The organism is Fontivita pretiosa (genome assembly GCF_050410795.1).
Classification (GTDB): Bacteria; Planctomycetota; Phycisphaerae; order Tepidisphaerales; family Tepidisphaeraceae; genus Fontivita; species Fontivita pretiosa.
On record NZ_CP191258.1, the window covers coordinates 4471887 to 4489337 of the forward strand.

The following is a 17451-nucleotide window of genomic DNA, read 5'->3' on the forward strand; positions in this document are numbered from 1 at the left end:
CACAGCGATGACACAAGCACACCAGAGCATGGCGCTGGGACCGGATCGGTATGTGGAATTCGCGCCCGTGCCCGGCGGATTCGCGCTGGCGCAGCCGGACCAGACCACCACTTTGTACGTTGACCGGGAAAACGATTACCCCGGCGTGGTGCGCGCCGTCCACGATCTGTGCGCGGATCTTCAGCGCGTGACCGGCCGAACGCCAGGCGTTGTGCACGATGCATCGCGCCTGTCGCGGCAGGCGGTAATCATCGGCACCATCGGGCGCAGCGCGCTGATCGACCGGCTGATTGATCAGGGGCGGCTGGATGTCTCGGGCGTGCGCGGGCGGTGGGAGGCGTTTGTCATCCAGGTTCTGCCCGAGCCGATGCCCGGGGTGTCGGATGCCCTGGTCATCGCCGGCAGCGACAGGCGGGGCACGATCTTCGGCGTCTATGACCTGTCGGAACAGATTGGCGTATCGCCGTGGTACTGGTGGGCGGATGTGCCGGTGCGGCGACACGACACGATCTTCGTTCGCCCGGGCGTGTGCACCCGCCAGCAGCCGGCCGTCAGGTACCGCGGCATCTTCCTCAACGACGAGGAGCCGGCGTTGAGCGGCTGGGTGTGGGAAAAGTTCGGCGACTACAACCACCGGTTCTATACGAAAGTATTCGAGCTGCTGCTGCGGCTGAAGGGCAACTATCTTTGGCCGGCGATGTGGGGCAGCGCGTTCAACGAGGACGATCCGCTGAACCCCAGACTCGCCGACGAGTACGGCATCGTCATGGGGACCAGCCATCACGAGCCGATGCTCCGCGCTCAGCAGGAATGGAAGCGTCACGGCACCGGGCCGTGGAACTATGCGACCAACGCGCAGGTGCTTCGCGCGTTCTGGGATGAAGGCATCCGCCGCAACCGCGACTACGAAAGCATCATCACGATCGGGATGCGTGGCGACGGGGACGAGCCGATGAGCGAGGAGGCGAACGTCGCGCTGCTTCAGCGGATCATCACCGATCAGCGTCGGATCATCGCCGAGCGGATCGACCCGGATGTCACGAAGGTGCCGCAGTTGTGGGCGTTGTACAAGGAGGTGCAGGAGTACTACGAGAAGGGGATGCGCGTGCCCGAGGACGTCACGCTGCTGTGGTGCGACGACAACTGGGGCAATATCCGGCGGCTGCCCACCGAGGCGGAACGGAAACGTCCGGGCGGGGCGGGGATCTACTACCACTTTGATTACGTCGGCGGGCCAAGGTCGTACAAGTGGCTCAACACCGTCCCGATCAGCAGGATCTGGGAACAGATGAACCTGGCGATGGAGCACGGGGCGGATCGGATATGGATTGTCAACGTGGGAGACCTTAAGCCCCTGGAGTTTCCCATCGAGTTTTTCCTGAGAATGGCATGGGATCCGCGCGCCTGGCCGAAGGAAAAGCTGGCCGAATACACCCGGCTGTGGGCGCGGCGAGAGTTCGGGCCCGAACATGCCAGCACGATCGCCGAGATCATCTCGAAGTACACCAAGTACAACGGCCGGCGGAAGCCGGAGCTGGTTGAGCCGGACACGTTCAGCCTGTTGAACTACAACGAGGCAGACCGCGTGCTGGCGGAGTGGAAGCAGATTGTTGAGCAGGCCGAGCGCGTGTACCAGGAGCTTTCGCCGCAAGCGAAGGACGCGTTCTACCAGCTCGTGCTGCATCCGACGAAGGCATCGGCGCTGGTCACGGAGATCAACATCACCGCCGGGCGGAACAGGCTGTACGCCGGCCAGGGTCGCGCCAGTGCCAATGAACTGGCCGCGCAAGTGCGCGAGCTGTTCCGGCGGGACGAGGAGCTGACGCGCTACTACAACCGCGAGCTTGCCGGCGGGAAGTGGAACCACCTGATGGATCAGACGCACATCGGGCACACGTTCTGGAACCAGCCGCCCAGGAATGTCATGCCCGCGGTCTCGCAGGTGCAGGTCAGCGAGGAAGCGGAGATGGGTGTGGCCGCCGAAGGCACGGCGATCTGCCCCTGGCCGGGGATGCCGGGGCAGATCGTGCTGCCGCCGTTCGACGCGTTTAACCGTCAGCGACGGTGGATCGACGTGTTCAATCGCGGTCGCCAGCCGTTCGATTACGTCGTGACAACCAGCGATCGGTGGATCCAGCTCAGCAGCGCCGGCGGCAGGATCGAGTCGCAAGACCAGCGGCTGTGGGTGACGATCGACTGGGAGCAGGCGCCGCAGGGTCATTCGCGCGGCTGGGTGAAGATCGAGCGTCCAGGGCACCGCGCCGCCGACGCCGTGCACATCTGGCTCAGCACGTTCAAGCCGAGCGAGTCGGATGCGCGGGCGCTGCGAGGGTTCCGCGGGTTCATTGAAGGCGAAGGGTTCGTGTCGATGGAGGCCGAACACTTCGCCCGCAGGATCGACACCGACCAGGCGCGATGGGAAGCGATCCCGGATTACGGTCGTACGCTGTCGGCGATGACGATTGTTCCGGTGACGTCGGCGAGCGTGATGCCGCCGGACCGCTCGCCACGCCTGGAGTACGACGTTTACCTGTTCACATCGGGCGAGTTGGCGGTGGAGGCGACCGTGGCGCCGACGCTGGATTACCTGCCCGGACGCGGATTGCGACTGGGGATATCGTTCGATGACCAGCCGCCGCAGGTTGTCGATGCGCTGGCGGACCGTTCGCAGCAGGCGTGGGAGCAGGCAGTGAAAGACAACGCGCGGGTGGTACGATCGGTTCACAGGCTGGATCGGCCGGGATATCACACGTTGAAGGTCTGGATGGTCGATGCTGGGGTGGTGTTGGAGAAGCTGCTGATCAACTGCGGCGGGGTTCGATCCAGCTACCTCGGCCCGCCGGAAAGCTTCCTTGCGCGCGGGTGAAGCGGCAGTGGGGGGATTATGGGACCGTGAGCGGATGGGGGGTCTGAGAAAAGTGCCGCGCCTGAAGGTCAAGTCGGGATCGACGCCAAACGATGAAGGACAAGGGCACCGAAAGCGGCCGGATTGCATCGCAGGTGCACGAAGGACCGCAGGTCCGCTACTCAGCAACCGAGGTGTGGTGATGGATCAGCAACTGCAAGGATCAACATCGTTGGCATCTTCGTCTGCGGCGCAGGCGGTGGCGCCGGATCGCCGCCAGGGCACTTCGGGCCAGGTGGCGGATCGGCGGCAGAACGTGGTGGATCGTCGCAGCGGACTGGATCGCCGGCAGCTCAGCCGCGAGGCGTCGGGCTACACCGGCCCGGAGCGTCGCAGCGGCAAGGACCGTCGGGACCTGACGGGTCTGGAGCGTCGCCGCGGACCGGGGCGTCGCCGCAGCGACCTGCGCAAAGCCGCCGAGGAAGGCGAGATGACCACCGAGCAGTTCGAGTTCGTGATGGCCATCGAGACCTACAAGAAGGTGAACAAAAAGATGTTCCCCACCTGGACGGAAGTCCTGGAGGTCATCACCCAGCTTGGGTACCGCAAGGTACAGCCGCGAAGAATCCGCCTGGATAACGTCCCTGAGCCGGAGCTGGTTCAGGCGGCGTGATGAGGGCCGGGCCGATCACGTCTACACAAGCCGGGGAGCGAGGCACAGCCAGATTCAGGTGTGAACGCTTCGCCTGGGCGGCTGGGATTTCCTGCCGGATTTCTCACGCTTTGAGGATGGCCTGGATGGCTTGTTTGCGTCACTGGCGATCGGGCGGTCGATGCCAGCCAGGTCGTCCAGCCTGCCGCTGCCGCGGATGATCTTGCGCACGCTGCGGTCGGTGTAAATGATCCGGTCGATGAAGGAGAACTGCTCGAGATAGCGTTCGTCGTTTGCCTGGCAGGCCAGTCCGATCGCGGTCATGGTTCGCCCGATCTGCTCGTGCGTTTTGCCCTCCATCCACTGATTGAGGTCGGCGAGGTTGAAGTCGAGGTGCTTGATGCGCCGGGCGGGGGTCGGAGGATGCTGCTGGTTCATGACTGCTATGCTACCGAGCCGGAGGCAAGTAGGCATGTGAAATCCGGCGCGGCAAGAGCGGCGGGCTGTTGCGGACTGATTGATCCGCTGCCTGGGGTGCTGTGGCTTGACGGACGGGTCGGGCAAGCGAATACTTGTTTGACCCCAAACCGCACGTTTTGGCATCTGGCGGACAAGTCCGGCAGTGCAGTCGGCGGAGTGACGGCGGGCAGCAGTCCATGAAGCGGTCCAGACAAGTCCTTGCAATCGCACTTCTGGCGGCGGCGCTGTGCGCCGACCGCGCGGTTGCCGCCGCACCGGCTTTGCGACCTCGGGTCACGACCGTCGCCAGCCGGCTGGTCACGCGCCTGAGCGTCAGCTTCAGCCGGGTTGTCCCGTCCGTTCGCTTCTTCGAGACTCGTCGTCTCGGGATCGTCGCCGAGTCGCCGCGCATCGAGATCTCCGACGCCAGCGAATGCCACCGCCTGCGCCTGTCCCCGCTGCTGCTGCGGCTGCCCCCGCCCGTGTGCTGATCCTGCGCGGTTCTGCTGCCGCGCGTCTGCATTTCACATTCGGCACTCGGCTTTGACATTCGACATTTGATAGAGGTTTTCCCATGCCCGTTACCGTCGGCAAGCTGCTGACCCGGATCTTCGGCAGCCGAAATGAGCGTCTATTGAAGCGTTACCAGCGCACGGTGGATCAGGTCAATGCGCTGGAACCGATGATCCAGAAGATGACGGACCAGCAACTCCGTCAGCGCACACAGGAACTGCGCGAGCAGATCGCCGCCCGCAAGCTGCGAGTCGCCGACGTGCTGCCCGAGGCGCTGGCGATCATCCGCGAGTCGATGGACCGGCACATCGGCATTCGCGAGATCTTCAACCCCGAACAGAACTTCAACCCCGACGACTACAGCCGGGATCAGTTCGACGACGAGGCCTACGAGGCCTACGACCTGGTGCAGCAGCGGATGATCGCCACGGGTGAATCGTGGCAACAGGTGCCAATCCCGCTGAAGATCTACGAGGCGGTTCGCAAGCTGTTTCCCGAGAGCCGCCCGCCTTTCCGCGCCCGATGTTTCGATGTGCAGCTCATCGGCGGGCTGGTGCTGTACGAGGGGAAGATCGCGGAGATGGCCACCGGCGAAGGCAAAACGTTCGTGGCGCCGCTGGCCTGCTTCCTGAAAGTTCTGGAGGGGTATCACTGTCACGTGGTGACGGTCAACGACTACCTGGTTCGTCGCGATGCCAACTGGGTTCGCCCGGCATTCGAGAACCTGGGAATCAGCGTGGGCTACATCCAGGCAGATATGGAGCCTGGCGGGGAGGCGCGCAAGCGGGCCTACCAGTGCAACATCACCTACGGGACCAACAGCGAGTTCGGATTCGACTACCTGCGCGACAACATGAAGGAGCGGCTGGACCTTCAGGTGCAGGGGCCTCTGGACTTCGCGATCGTGGACGAGGTGGACTCGATTCTGATCGACGAGGCACGTACGCCGCTGATCATCTCCGGCGCCGCTCACGACGACGCGCCCAAGTACCGCGCCGCCGACGCCGTGGCTCGCAAGGTCATCGAGCTGAACAAACCCTGGGACGCCGTCGAGCGCGAGGTCGAGCACTGGAAGCGTGCGATCAAGGCCGCCGAGGGCGACGAGGACAAGGCCCGGGACAAACAGGAGAAGGAGGCAGCTCGCCGCCGGCAGGAAGAGGCCCGCAGGAAGCTGGAGGAGGCCGAGGCCAAGAAGGTCGGGCTGACGCAGTACTACGAGGTGGAGCTGGACCGCAAGAGCGTGCATCTGACGCACGAGGGGATCGCCGCGGCGCAGGAATTCGCCGGCGTCGGGTCGTTCTACGTCGGGGGAAACATGGAATGGCCGCACCTGATGGAGCAGGCGCTGCGCGCTCACGTGGTGTACGAGCGCGACAAGGACTATGTGGTGGAGCGCGGTCGCAGCGGCGAGCTGGAAGTCATCATCGTCGATGAGTACACCGGGCGAAAACTGCCGGGGCGGCAGTGGTCCGACGGGCTTCACCAGGCGGTCGAGGCCAAGGAACGCGTCCCCATCAAGCAGGAGACGCAGACGCTGGCGACCATCACGCTCCAGAACTTCTTCAAGCTCTACAAGCAGATCGCCGGCATGACCGGCACGGCCCAGACCGAGGCCGAAGAGTTCATGAAGATCTACAAGCTGGAGGTGGTGACGATCCCGACCAACCGCCCGGTGATCCGCGTGGACTACGAGGACCGCGTATACCGCACGGAGCGTGAAAAGTGGGTGGCGATCATCGAGGAGATCAAGCAGTACAGCGATGCGGGGCGTCCGGTGCTGGTGGGCACCACCAGCGTCGAAAAGAGCGAAATGCTCTCCAAGATGCTCTCGCACAAGTACGGCATCAAGCACGAGGTGCTCAACGCCAAGTATCACGAGCGTGAGGCGCAGATCGTGGCCCTGGCCGGGCAGACACACATCAACGCGCATGGCGAGCGCGTGGGGAACGTGACGATCGCGACGAACATGGCCGGGCGCGGAACCGACATCAAGCTGGCGCCCGAGACGCTGTTCGAGGTCGAGCACCTGGGCGGGGGCAAGTATCGGCTCAAGCAGTGCGGCACCGGCAAGACCTTCGAGGTGGATGTCAACGACGAGAACGATCCGCGGGCCGGGGCGTTTCAGCTTTCGCCCGGCGCCAAGCTGGTCGGCGGGCTGCACGTGATCGGCACCGAGCGGCACACCGCCCGTCGAATCGACAACCAGCTTCGCGGGCGCAGCGGGCGGCAGGGAGACCCGGGCAGCTCACGCTTCTACGTCAGCCTCCAGGACGATCTGATGAAGCTGTTCGCCGGCGAGTGGACGATCAAGGTCCTGTCGTTCCTGGGCATGGAAGAGGGGATGGCGATCGAAGACCGGCGCATCAGCAAGGGGATCCTCCGGGCGCAGAAGAAGGTCGAAGAGCGCAACTTCCTGGCGCGCAAGAACCTTCTGGAGTACGACGAAGTCATGGACATGCAGCGGACGCAGTTCTACGGGATGCGTCAGCGGGTGCTGGAGGGCCGCGAGATCGACCGGATCATCTGGGGGATGATCGGGGAAGCGATCGAGGACGCGGTGGAGAAGTACATCACCCAGGACTACGTCGCCGCCTGCGTCGCCGAATGGGCACGCACCAACTTCGAAGTCAATATCGACCCGGAAGACATCCGCGGCATGCGCCGCATCAACGACCTGGAAGAGTACATCAAGAGCCAGGCCAGGACCGACATCGAAACCAGCCTTTCGCAGACGCTGGCCGAGTTCATGGGCGAGGACCCCGAGGACAGTTCGCAGTGGGATCTGAACGGCCTGGCAAGCTGGGCGATGAGCCACTACCACGTCAACGTCTCCAAGACCCAGCTTCGCAAGATGAACGTCGAGCAGGTCGAGCAGTTCCTCAAGGAAGCAGCCCTGGAGCAGATCGAGAAGCGCGACTGCGCCGGGCTGATGAAGTATCTGGAGCCGAACTACGCGCTGAAGGAGCTGTGTGGCTGGGCGGCGGCGAAATTCGGAATCGTCGTCAAGCCCGAGGAGCTGCTGCTGGACAGCGGTCGGGGGATCACCCGCCCGGCCGAGGAGATCGTGGCGCTGATCGAAAAGCGCGCCCGCGAGGCTTATCAGCTTCGCGAGCTGGAGTATCCGGTCGATACGATCCTGATGTTCTGCTTCGGGCCTGATGCGCATGCGGCCGAGAATTTGGACGGGGCGGTATACCTGCGGAACTGGGTGTGGATGAAGTATCGCGTCGAGCTGTCGCTGGATCACATCCGCAGTACGCCGATCCGCAAGCTCCGCGATGAACTGATCGGATACCAGGAAGCTTACATGGAGGATGGCAAGCTCGAGGCGGAGATCGACGAGCTGATCCGCGCCAATCCCGATCCGGCGGCGCTGGTCAAGGCGTTCAACCAGCGATTCGTCTCGAACCTGACGGTCCAGGAGCTGCAAGACGCCACGGCGTCGGCGCGGGCGGGCTCCAATGGTTCGGCTCAATCCGATGGCGAGGTCGCGCCGGCGGGCGCGGATCTGCGAAGCCGGTTGATCCGGCACGCCAGGCAGTTCTTCCGCCGCGAGCTGACCGATCTGGAGCAGTTCGTGCTCATCCAGATTTTCGACACGAGCTGGAAGGACCACCTGTACGCGATGGACATGCTCAAGGCGGGGATTGGCTTGCAGGCGTTCGCGGAGCGCGACCCGCGGATCGCCTACAAACGCGAGGGATACCGCTACTTCCAGGAGATGATGGCGGGGATTCGCGACAAGGTCACGGACCTGATCTTCCGTGCCCGCGTGCTGGGGTCGGCACAGGCACGCAACGCGTACCAGGTCACCGCCGCCACGCACGAGACGACCGACAGCTACGGCGTAAGCGAAACCGTCGCGCAGGCTCAGGACATGCAGCAGGCCGCCGAGCAGACCCAGGGCGAAGGCGCCCGCCCCAAGACGATTGTCCGCGAGACGCCGAAGGTCGGGCGAAACGATCCGTGTCCCTGCGGCAGCGGAAAGAAGTACAAAAAGTGCTGCGGCGCCAACGCGGCATGAGCAGCCGGCTACGGCGCGGCGCAAAAGGGTCAGGTGCGGCTGAGGTGGTGAACGGATCAGGCGGCCTGAGTGGACTGGGCAGCCGGGGCCACCGACATCTGCGGTCGCTGTGACAGTGCCGGCTCGGATGATATCTGCCGATCGTCGTCAACGCTGAAGTCGCGCAGCCGCAGCGACTCCAGCAGCAGATACCAGCAGAACAGCGGGTTATTTGTCAGATACCGCTTCCACAGGCGGCGGGGCTCGGTGCACAGCCGGTAGAACCATTCCAGGCCGGACTTCTGCATCCATCGCGGCGCCTGTCGTTTCAGGCCAGCGTGGAAGTCGAACGCCGCCCCCACACCGATCATCACCGGCGCGTGCACCCGGCCCAGATGCGCGGCCATCCAGCGTTCCTGTTTGGGCGTGCTCAGACCCACCCACACAATGTCGGCGCCGCTGCGGTTGATGAGCTGTACAACCTGGCGATCCTCTTCGTCGGTCAACGGACGAAATGGCGGAGTGTAGGTGCCGACGATCTGGATGCCCGGGAAGCGGCGACGCAGATTCGTCGCCAGCAGCTCGGCCACTCCGTCGGCCCCGCCGTACAGGAAGTGACGGTGTCCCAGCGGCAGGCCCTGGGCGCACAATTCGAGCATCAGATCAGGCCCGTAGACGCGACGGACCAGGCCATGTCCGCGCAGCCGGCTGATCCACACCATGGGCATACCGTCAGGGGTGACCAGTCCGGCGGCGTTATGGATGCGCTTCAGTTGTTCGTCGCGCTGACTCTCCATCACCCCGTGCACGCCGGTGATGCAGACATAGTTGGGCTGACGGCGATCGATCCAGTCGTGGATCTGTCGCACGGCCATCGGCATGTCCACGGCGCTGACCTGAACGCCGAGGATGCTGCACCGCGCGATGTCCTGGCCCGGACAAGCGGCGCTTGGGTCCGCCGCCCCGGCGGTCATTGATGAAGGATCAGTTTCAGTATCGAGTTGGCTCACGTCACACCAATATCGGCACGAATGGATCGTGGGTGAAGCCGGTCCGGTGCAGCCGGCGTGAAAGTTACCGGGCACCGCGAAAGTTACCGGGCACCGCGTCGCAGCAGCACCGCCGGCACCGTTTGCAGCAGAATCAAAAGGTCATGCCAGAAAGTACGGCGGCGGATATACGCCACGTCCATCCGGACCCACTCGGCGAAACTGACGCGGCTGCGTCCCTTGACCTGCCAGATGCAGGTCAGGCCGGGCGTGACGTCGAGTCGTCGGCGTTGCCAGCCCTCGCAGGCGTCGGACTCATTGACCGGCAGCGGCCTGGGACCCACCAGCGTCATATCGCCGATGAGCACATTCCAGAGCTGCGGCAGTTCGTCGATGCTGGTTTTGCGCAGGAACGAGCCAACACGCGTCACCCGCGGATCATCCTTGATCTTGAACGCGGGGCCGTCCTGCTCATTGCGTGACTTGAGTTGTGCCTTCAGCGCCTCGGCGTCCACCACCATCGTGCGGAACTTGTAGATGGTGAACGGACGACCACCCAGTCCGGCCCGCTTCTGCTTGAAGATGATCGGACCGGGACTGGTCAGCTTGATGGCGATCGCCGCCGCCAGCATGATCGGCGAGGCCAGAATCAATCCCAGCGTGGCGCCGATGATATCGATGGTGCGTTTCCACCAGGGAAGCGGGCGGATCAGCAGCGTCTCCAGACGATGCACAGCGCTGGGCGGCTGCTCCAGGCCAACCTTCACGCCGTCCAGAAAGTAGGGGATCAGGTTGCGTACCGCATAGCGGCCGTCTCCGTTGCCGTTGCCCGATTCATGACGTGCCAGGGCGGTGTTCGGCGGGGATTCATCGTCGGTGAACCACTTGGTCGGATAGCAGTAGACCGAGCACAGTGGGCGATGGGCGCGACGCGAGGCCAGCGCGCACACCGCGTCGGCGAACCGCCAGGCGCCCGTCGCGGACGTGTCCGGCAGCAGCACGCCGATGTGATCGTCATCGTACCATCCCACGTCGTCAGTGGCGCGGATCCGTCCCAGGATCGTTTTGGCCAGGCGCATCGTCGAAAGCGACGTGCGATCGCGATTTCGCACGCGGAACAGAACCAGGGCAAATTCCCCACCGCTGCGATCGGCGCGGGCGCTTTCCCGCTGGATCGCGATGTTCATCTGCTCGGGCGTAAGCATGCTCTGCACGGTGCGAACGCGCGGCAGCCGCCTGGCATTGAAATCCGCGGTGATCGGTCTACGTAACATAGGTTCTTGCCTCTTACCCTTTCGGCGGGATCAGGTGTGCGGCCTCCGTGGCACACGCGGGATCTGATCCGCCTTACTACTGCAATCCTGGCAGAAGCCTCCTCCGCCTGCTGGTCTACTCCATTGTGCTATGGCTCGTGCCTCTGAAACATTGCACTGCGTCGTGTTAGCTCCCACACCGACTTGATGATCCCGCCGGCACCCACTTTTGCTTCTGCAATTTCTGTCTCCTTTATAGTGGCCGCCGAGATGCCGTTGTTTCTATATGTCTCGAAACTGCCGTGCCGGGTATTGCCCGGAACAGGTCCAACTCAGCGTTAATCTTTGCAGGACCATCGGATACGCTCAGCAGCATCGCTCAAACGCCGGTTATCAACTCCGGGCGTGTTATGCAAGCATGATGCCTGATCGCTGGTAACCATGGAACCTGGTTTCCAAGTTTGTCCAGTTTACCTATTGCCTTGTCTCCACGGTCGATTTCGGCAAATGACCGCGTGGTTGACCACTGTTTCCATTCCTTGCCGGTCGCACATACGTCGCTCGCCCGTCATGCTGACGCGGGCGTAAATCGTTACTGCCGTAGTAATACCCTCCGCCGTAGACTTCATAGCCCTTGCGACGCGGGGCGTCGTTGACGATCGCCCCCAGCAGCCGGGCGCCAACGCTCAGCAGGGCGTTGCGGGCGTGCTCGCCGGCCTTGCGCGTGGACTTGTCCGCACGCAGCACCAGGATCGTCGCGTCGCACACCGCGCCCAGAATCCGGGCATCGGTCACCGCGTTGACCGGCGGGCTGTCGAAGATGATGTGGTCATAGCGTGTGGCCAGCGTGTCGATCAGCTCGCCAAACTCCCGGCTGTTGAGGATCTCGCTGGGGTTGGCGGGGATCGGGCCGCAGGGCAGGATGTCCAGCCCCTCCACGCCGGTACGCTGGATCGCCCGTTCCAGCGGCTCGCGTCCGGCCAGTACGCTGGAAAGCCCCACCGCGTCCTTGATGTCCAGGTTCTTGTGCTGGGTGGGCTTTCTGAAATCCGCATCCAGCAGCAGCACGCTGCGTCCGGTCTGGGCGATGGCGATGGCCAGGTTCGATGCGCTGGTGGTCTTGCCGTCGCCGGGCTCGGGGCTGGTGATCAGCAGCGTCTTGCAGGCCGTGCCGTTGGTGCCGAAGTACACGGCGGTTCGGATGGTGCGGTAGCTTTCGGCCACCACCGACCGGGGGTCCAGATGCACGGTCATGGCGCGGGCGACGGCGGTGCGACGACCGCTCATCGCCGGCACCACGCCCAAAATGGGCAGGCCGATGATCGTCTGGATCTCCTCGACGCTTCGCAGCCGTCCGTCCAGCCGGTCCCGCAACAGCGCCAGTCCCGCCCCCAGCAGCACGCCCGCGACGATCGCCACGGCCATGGTCTGCCTGGGCCGCGGAAACGACTGCCAGGTGATCGCCTGTTCCAGCACCTGAACATTATTGAAGATCTGTGCGGCGTCCTTGTTGACCTCCAGTTCCTTGATGCGATCGTCCAGACGCTTGACGAATTCCTTCTGGGTGGCCAGGTCCGATGCCAGCCTGGAGTAGTCCACCGTCAGCGCGTTGGCTTTGACGACCTGCTGGAGCTTCTGCTGGTACTTGATGTACAGGTCTTCTTCGGTGCGTTGGGCGGCCTGGAGGCGCGGGTGTCCGGGGTTGTACGCGGCCCGGGCTTCGATCGTCGCGAGCTGCGCCTGGATGTACCGTTGCGAGAGATCGGCCAGCTCACGCTGGTAGATCTGATCGAAGTTCATGCTCGGGTTCTTCTGCGTGAACTCGAACATCTCGGCCTGAGTACGCTGGAGCTTGGCATCTGCCTCGGCCTTGGTCTTGCGAAGGGATTCCAGGATATCGTCGGCGGCCGTGCGCTTTTCGACGCTTTGATAATCGGTGTAGGCCTCGACGACAGCATTGACGATTTTGGCGGCGTCATCGGGATAGGGCGAATCGATGGCGACGGAGATGATGTCGTCTTTGCGTCCGACTTCGGCCTGGAGTCGTTGACGCAGATACAGCGTGACATTTCCGCCGGTCAGCTCGAAGGTCGGGAGCTGCTTGATCTGCGGCTTGTCGGCGACGAGGCTGAGGATCGGCGCGCTCTTGATGACCTCGGCCTGTGTGTAGAGATAGTTGGATCGCTGAGCTGAGCCGAGGGTGTCGGTCAGGACGCGCGGGTTGGTCGGTTCGATATAGATTTTGCTTTCGGCGGTGTAAAGGGGTCGGGCGTAGTTGAGGAACGCCATTGCCGCCCCGGCACCGATCAGCGCGCAAAACAGGACCAGCCAGAAGTGCCGCAGGATCGCGCGGAACAGGGAGGGTTCGGAGATTTGCGGTGGCATGCCGGGCGGCAGTGGCGCGCCCAGCGGACCGCCCGCGTAGCCGGGCGCGTACGGCGACAACAACGCCTGCTGGGGCGAGCCGCCGTACGGATCGCCGCGGATGATCATCATTTCCTGACGCCCTGCCATTTCCACTGACTCCTGGCCCCCTGGGGCAATCTACGATACCCGTGCACACGGGCAAACCGCAGATTCACTCCTCGCCGCAACACGTCCGGTAACTGCCTTGCGCATCGTTGCCCCATTGGGTGATGCTGGCGGCGATGCTCCGAGCGGCACTGCCTGAGCCCTGGCGTGCCTGATAATCTTCGGCAACCTGGTTGTCTTTGGATCGTCTTTCTGCATCCATCAAGCCAACGAGGTCCGAGAATCCCATCCGCTGCGCCCGGGAGCCTGAAGTTGTCTGGCCGGGCTTTTGTGCCTGCGGCCACCAACACCCGCGGGGCAGTCGAGCCACCGCGGCGGCGATGCCGTGGGAATCACTGATCGCTCATCTGACCGAATCGATGCACCCACATCGGCTTGGATTGCCTGGTTTTCACAGAGCGTCCCGTCGAGCAACCCGGGTCGGTGCCTGCTCCCGAGCCGCGCCAAGGCCCTGCATCAGACGACCGTCATCCTAAGGCCCGTGCTCTGCGGGCACAATGCCTGAACCTTGTGACTCGGCAGCGGGGGAATCGTGGATCCGGTCTGCCAACACTATACCTCACAACCGCCAAGCGAGCGTCATGCCACAATTGAAGTCGAAGCAGATAAAGCAATTAAGTTATTGAACAAAATGGTCTTATATCTCGAAGCGAGGTGTGCGCCGCTGCGCGCTTTGCTGGCGAAGCATGCTCGGTCGTACGGTTGCAGTGCAGGTGTGGGGATGGATTGCGTGACTTTGCTCACACAGTTAGTGAAGATGGGAAAGATTGTGGCGGATGCTTGCTCTTGCAACAGCCGGACGTGGATCAATGGAAATCCCGGGAACTGATCGCGTATCCGCAAATCAGATCGCTGCGATCCAGCAGCCGCTTGGCCATCACGTGGACGACCTGCCCCTGACGTTGGAGATAGCCATCGCACTGGAGCAGAGCTGCGTGTCGAGCGGCGGCGCGGTAGCGCTCGTAAATGTCGGGCTTGACAATCAGATTCACCACGCCGGTTTCGTCCTCCAACGTCATAAACACAACGCCCGAGGCGGTACCGGGACGCTGCCGCACCAGCACCAGCCCGGCGACCTTCACCCACCGCCCGTTCGGCAGCGATGTCGCCTGCCGCGCGGTCAGGATCCGCTGCCCGTCCAGTGCCTCGCGCGCGAACGAGACCGGATGTCGTTTCAGCGACAGCCCGGTGGTCTGGTAATCAATCTTGACCTCCTGCGGCAGCGGCATTGTCGGGAGGCGGGCAGATGAGCAGTCGGGAGGATCGGAAGATGGAGCGTGGTCGATCAGCGGCGCCGAGACATCCTTCAGCTCCAGCGCATCCCAGAGCGACTGCCGGCGGGACAGACCCAGCGAGCCGAACGCATCGGCCTCGGCCAACTTTCGGATGGTCCAGACCGGCAGCCCCGTTGTGCGCTGAAGGTGCTCGATGGATTTGAATTGCCCGACTCGTGTGCGCGCTTCGACGAGCAGCCTGGCGTGAGCTTCCTTCAGGCCCTTGATCTGTCGAAAGCCCAGCCTCAGCGCCGGGCCGTTCATTCCCCAGGTTGCCTTTCCCGACCCTTCGTGGCTCCGTGGCTCCGTGCCTTGGTGCCTTTCTTCCAGTGTGCAATCCCACTGGCTGAAGTTCACGTCGATCGGGCGCACTTGCACGCCATGTTCGCGCGCGTCCCGCACGATCTGCGCCGGCTGATAAAAGCCCATCGGCTGACTGTTCAGCAGCGCGGCGCAGAAGGCGGCGGGGTGGTAACGCTTCAGCCAGGCAGATACGTACACCAGCAGCGCGAACGACGCGGCGTGCGACTCGGGAAAGCCATAGTCTCCGAAGCCCTTGATCTGCTCGAAGCACTGCTGTGCGAACTGGAGGCTGTAGCCGTTGCGGAGCATGCCGTCGATGATCCGCTCGCGAAAGCGCAGCAGCTCGCCGCTCTTGCGCCACGCCGCCATCGCGCGGCGGAGCTGGTCGGCCTCGGCGCCGCTGAAGCCGGCGGCGACCATCGCGATCCGCATCGCCTGTTCCTGAAACAGCGGCACGCCCAGCGTCTTCCCCAGGACCTGCCGCAGCGCCTCGCTCGGATAGCTCACGACCTCCTGGCCGTTGCGCCGCCGCAGGTACGGGTGGACCATGTTCCCCTGGATCGGCCCGGGCCGCACGATCGCGACCTCGATCACCAGGTCGTAGAAATTCCTCGGTCGCAGTCGCGGGAGCATCGACATCTGGGCGCGCGATTCAATCTGAAACACGCCAATGGTGTCGGCGTCGCAGATCATGTCGTAGACGGCCGGGTCTTCCGAAGGGATCGTGTGAAGCTCAAGGCACGCAGGCGCGGAGGCACGATGGACGGACGATGGGGAGATGGGGAGATGAGAGGATGGGGAGTACGGCCCATCGCCCCATCGTCCCATCGCCCCATCGCCCCATCGTAGCATGATTCCTTCGTGCCTTCGTGCCTCCGTGCCTCCGTGCCTTCCATTTAGCATACTGAACGCCTTCGAAATGCACGTGAGCATCCCCAGCGCCAGCACATCCACCTTCAGGATCCCCAGTTCATCGATGTCGTCCTTGTCCCACTCGATCACGGTCCGGTCCGGCATCGCGGCGTTTTCGATGGGGACAAGCTCGCACAGCGGGCCGCGGGTCATCACCATGCCGCCGACGTGCTGGCTGAGATGTCGCGGGAAGCCCAGAAGCTGGCCGACGAGTTCGGTCACCTGTTTCACCGTGCGATCGTTCGGATCCAGCCCGCACTCGCGCATCATCGACTCGCTCAGCGTCCCGCGGTGCCACCAGTCCAGCTTCCTGGCCATCGAATCGACCATGTCCAGGCTCAGCCCCATCGCCTTGCCCACATCCCGAACGGCCGAGCGACCGCGGTAGGTGATCACTTCGGCGGCGATGCCGCAGCGGTCGCGGCCGTACTTCTGATAGACGTACTGGATCACCTCCTCGCGGCGCTCATGCTCGAAATCGACGTCGATGTCCGGCGGCTCGTTCCGCGCGGCACTGACGAAACGCTCGAACAGCAGATCGATCCTGGCCGGATCGACCGACGTGATGCCGATGCAGTAGCAGACGGCGCTGTTGGCCGCCGAGCCTCTTCCCTGACACAGGATGCCGCGGCTGCGCGCATACTTCACCAGGTCATAGACCGTGAGGAAGTACGCCTCGATCCTGAGTTGCTCGATCAGCTTCAGCTCGCGTTCGATCAGGGCGCGAACTTTGTCGGGGATGCCGTCGGGATAGCGCTCCGCCGCGCCGCTCCAGGCAAGCTGCGAGAGATACTGGATTGGCGTCTGCCCGGCCGGCACAACCTCATCGGGATATTCGTACTTCAATTGCTCGAGACTGAAGTTGCACTGCCCGGCGATTTCGATGGCGCGATCAATCGCTGCGGGGTATTCGGCAAAGAGCCTGTGCATCTGCGCCGGCGACTTGAGGTACCGCTCGCCATTGGCAAAGAGCCGGAAGCCCGCTTCATGAATGGTGCAGCCGTGACGGATGCAGGTCAGCACGTCCTGAAGCGCGCGTCGGCCGGGGTCGTGGTAGTAAACGCCATTGGTCGCCAGCAGCGGGATGCGCGTTTCGCGACTGAGCCGGATCATGCGATCGAGATGGGTTTCGTCATCGGCGCCGTATAACCGCGAAACCGCAAGCGACAGGCGATCACTCATGGTTTCGCGAAGGATGTGCAGCACACCGCTGGGGCACAGATTCCTGTCAGTCGTCGGGCAAAAGCATGCCGCGGCGAGCAAGCCCTCGCAGTGTTCGAGAAAATCCTCAAGGAAAAGGTGACAGTCGCCTTTTTCCGCCCGGCGTTTGCCGATCGTGAGCAGCCGGCACAGTCGCCCGTATGCTGCGCGGTTGGGCGCCCAGACGAGCAGGTCGGGCGTGTGGTCCTGGAAGACGAGCCTGGCGCCCACGAGCAGCTTAAGCCCGCACTGCTTCGCCGCCGCGTGGGCGCGGACAACGCCCGCCAGCGTGTTGTGGTCGGTGATCGCGATGGCGCGATATCCCAGATTCGCCGCCTGGTATACCAGCTCATCCGGATGCGATGCGCCTCGAAGAAACGAGAAGTTGCTGGTCACCTCCAGCTCCGCGTACGGCAGCTCGCAGGCAGCGACGCACGTCGGCGGCGGCAAAGGCTCGCGAAGTTTGTAATTCGGTTCCTCGGGCATAAGGGGTAGTAAAGCAAGAGACGCAGAGAC

Annotated in this window: 9 protein-coding genes and 2 pseudogenes; 6 read left to right on the forward strand and 5 right to left on the reverse strand. The window is 63.6% G+C overall.

Annotation, left to right across the window (positions count from 1 at the left end):
- The first annotated feature begins 7 nt into the window (after positions 1 to 7).
- Both ACQS5P_RS18150 and ACQS5P_RS18155 read left to right on the forward strand, forming a co-directional pair.
- On the forward strand, positions 8 to 2866 hold the full coding sequence (locus ACQS5P_RS18150) for a glycosyl hydrolase 115 family protein (protein ID WP_428938034.1): 2859 nt from the start codon (positions 8 to 10) through the stop codon (positions 2864 to 2866).
- A 211-nt stretch (positions 2867 to 3077) separates the two neighbouring features.
- Positions 3078 to 3518, forward strand: a complete 441-nt coding sequence (locus ACQS5P_RS18155; RefSeq protein WP_428938035.1) for a hypothetical protein — start codon at positions 3078 to 3080, stop codon at positions 3516 to 3518.
- Between the two features lie 54 nt (positions 3519 to 3572).
- Here ACQS5P_RS18155 and ACQS5P_RS18160 read toward each other — a convergent pair whose 3' ends face one another.
- Positions 3573 to 3935, reverse strand: coding sequence for a hypothetical protein (locus ACQS5P_RS18160; RefSeq protein ID WP_428938036.1), 363 nt, complete (start codon positions 3933 to 3935; stop codon positions 3573 to 3575).
- A gap of 218 nt (positions 3936 to 4153) precedes the next feature.
- On the opposite strand from ACQS5P_RS18160, the gene ACQS5P_RS18165 reads away from it, so the two are divergent.
- The 4 genes and pseudogenes from ACQS5P_RS18165 to ACQS5P_RS18180 all read left to right on the forward strand — a co-directional run bounded on the left by ACQS5P_RS18165 (position 4154) and on the right by ACQS5P_RS18180 (position 8493).
- Positions 4154 to 4447 (forward strand): hypothetical protein, encoded by a 294-nt coding sequence (locus ACQS5P_RS18165; RefSeq protein WP_428938037.1) that lies wholly within the window; start codon positions 4154 to 4156, stop codon positions 4445 to 4447.
- Between the two features lie 83 nt (positions 4448 to 4530).
- A pseudogene (gene secA, locus ACQS5P_RS18170) lies at positions 4531 to 7152 on the forward strand (preprotein translocase subunit SecA); the annotation flags it as partial.
- A gap of 690 nt (positions 7153 to 7842) precedes the next feature.
- Positions 7843 to 8226 (forward strand): annotated as a pseudogene (locus ACQS5P_RS18175) (hypothetical protein); the annotation flags it as partial.
- Between the two features lie 120 nt (positions 8227 to 8346).
- Positions 8347 to 8493, forward strand: coding sequence for an SEC-C metal-binding domain-containing protein (locus ACQS5P_RS18180; RefSeq protein ID WP_428941043.1), 147 nt, complete (start codon positions 8347 to 8349; stop codon positions 8491 to 8493).
- A 56-nt stretch (positions 8494 to 8549) separates the two neighbouring features.
- Here ACQS5P_RS18180 and ACQS5P_RS18185 read toward each other — a convergent pair whose 3' ends face one another.
- The 4 genes from ACQS5P_RS18185 to ACQS5P_RS18200 all read right to left on the reverse strand — a co-directional run bounded on the left by ACQS5P_RS18185 (position 8550) and on the right by ACQS5P_RS18200 (position 17421).
- Complete coding sequence (locus ACQS5P_RS18185; RefSeq protein WP_428938038.1) at positions 8550 to 9482, reverse strand: WecB/TagA/CpsF family glycosyltransferase; 933 nt, start codon at positions 9480 to 9482, stop codon at positions 8550 to 8552.
- 83 nt (positions 9483 to 9565) lie between these two features.
- Positions 9566 to 10735 (reverse strand): sugar transferase, encoded by a 1170-nt coding sequence (locus ACQS5P_RS18190; protein ID WP_428938039.1) that lies wholly within the window; start codon positions 10733 to 10735, stop codon positions 9566 to 9568.
- A gap of 453 nt (positions 10736 to 11188) precedes the next feature.
- Complete coding sequence (locus ACQS5P_RS18195; protein ID WP_428938040.1) at positions 11189 to 13228, reverse strand: polysaccharide biosynthesis tyrosine autokinase; 2040 nt, start codon at positions 13226 to 13228, stop codon at positions 11189 to 11191.
- Positions 13229 to 14052: 824 nt separating this feature from the next.
- Entirely contained in the window at positions 14053 to 17421 is a 3369-nt protein-coding gene (locus tag ACQS5P_RS18200; RefSeq protein ID WP_428938041.1) for an error-prone DNA polymerase, read from the reverse strand.
- Positions 17422 to 17451: the final 30 nt, after the last annotated feature.

What these genes read in the sequence shown, in the direction of transcription:
- ACQS5P_RS18150 (WP_428938034.1), top strand. Translation starts at nt 8, where the DNA reads ATGACACAAGCACACCAGAGCATGGCGCTGGGACCGGATCGGTATGTG.
- ACQS5P_RS18160 (WP_428938036.1), bottom strand. Translation starts at nt 3,935, where the DNA reads ATGAACCAGCAGCATCCTCCGACCCCCGCCCGGCGCATCAAGCACCTC.
- ACQS5P_RS18165 (WP_428938037.1), top strand. Translation starts at nt 4,154, where the DNA reads ATGAAGCGGTCCAGACAAGTCCTTGCAATCGCACTTCTGGCGGCGGCG.
- ACQS5P_RS18190 (WP_428938039.1), bottom strand. Translation starts at nt 10,735, where the DNA reads ATGTTACGTAGACCGATCACCGCGGATTTCAATGCCAGGCGGCTGCCG.
- ACQS5P_RS18200 (WP_428938041.1), bottom strand. Translation starts at nt 17,421, where the DNA reads ATGCCCGAGGAACCGAATTACAAACTTCGCGAGCCTTTGCCGCCGCCG.
- ACQS5P_RS18195 (WP_428938040.1), bottom strand. Translation starts at nt 13,228, where the DNA reads ATGGCAGGGCGTCAGGAAATGATGATCATCCGCGGCGATCCGTACGGC.
- ACQS5P_RS18180 (WP_428941043.1), top strand. Translation starts at nt 8,347, where the DNA reads ATGCAGCAGGCCGCCGAGCAGACCCAGGGCGAAGGCGCCCGCCCCAAG.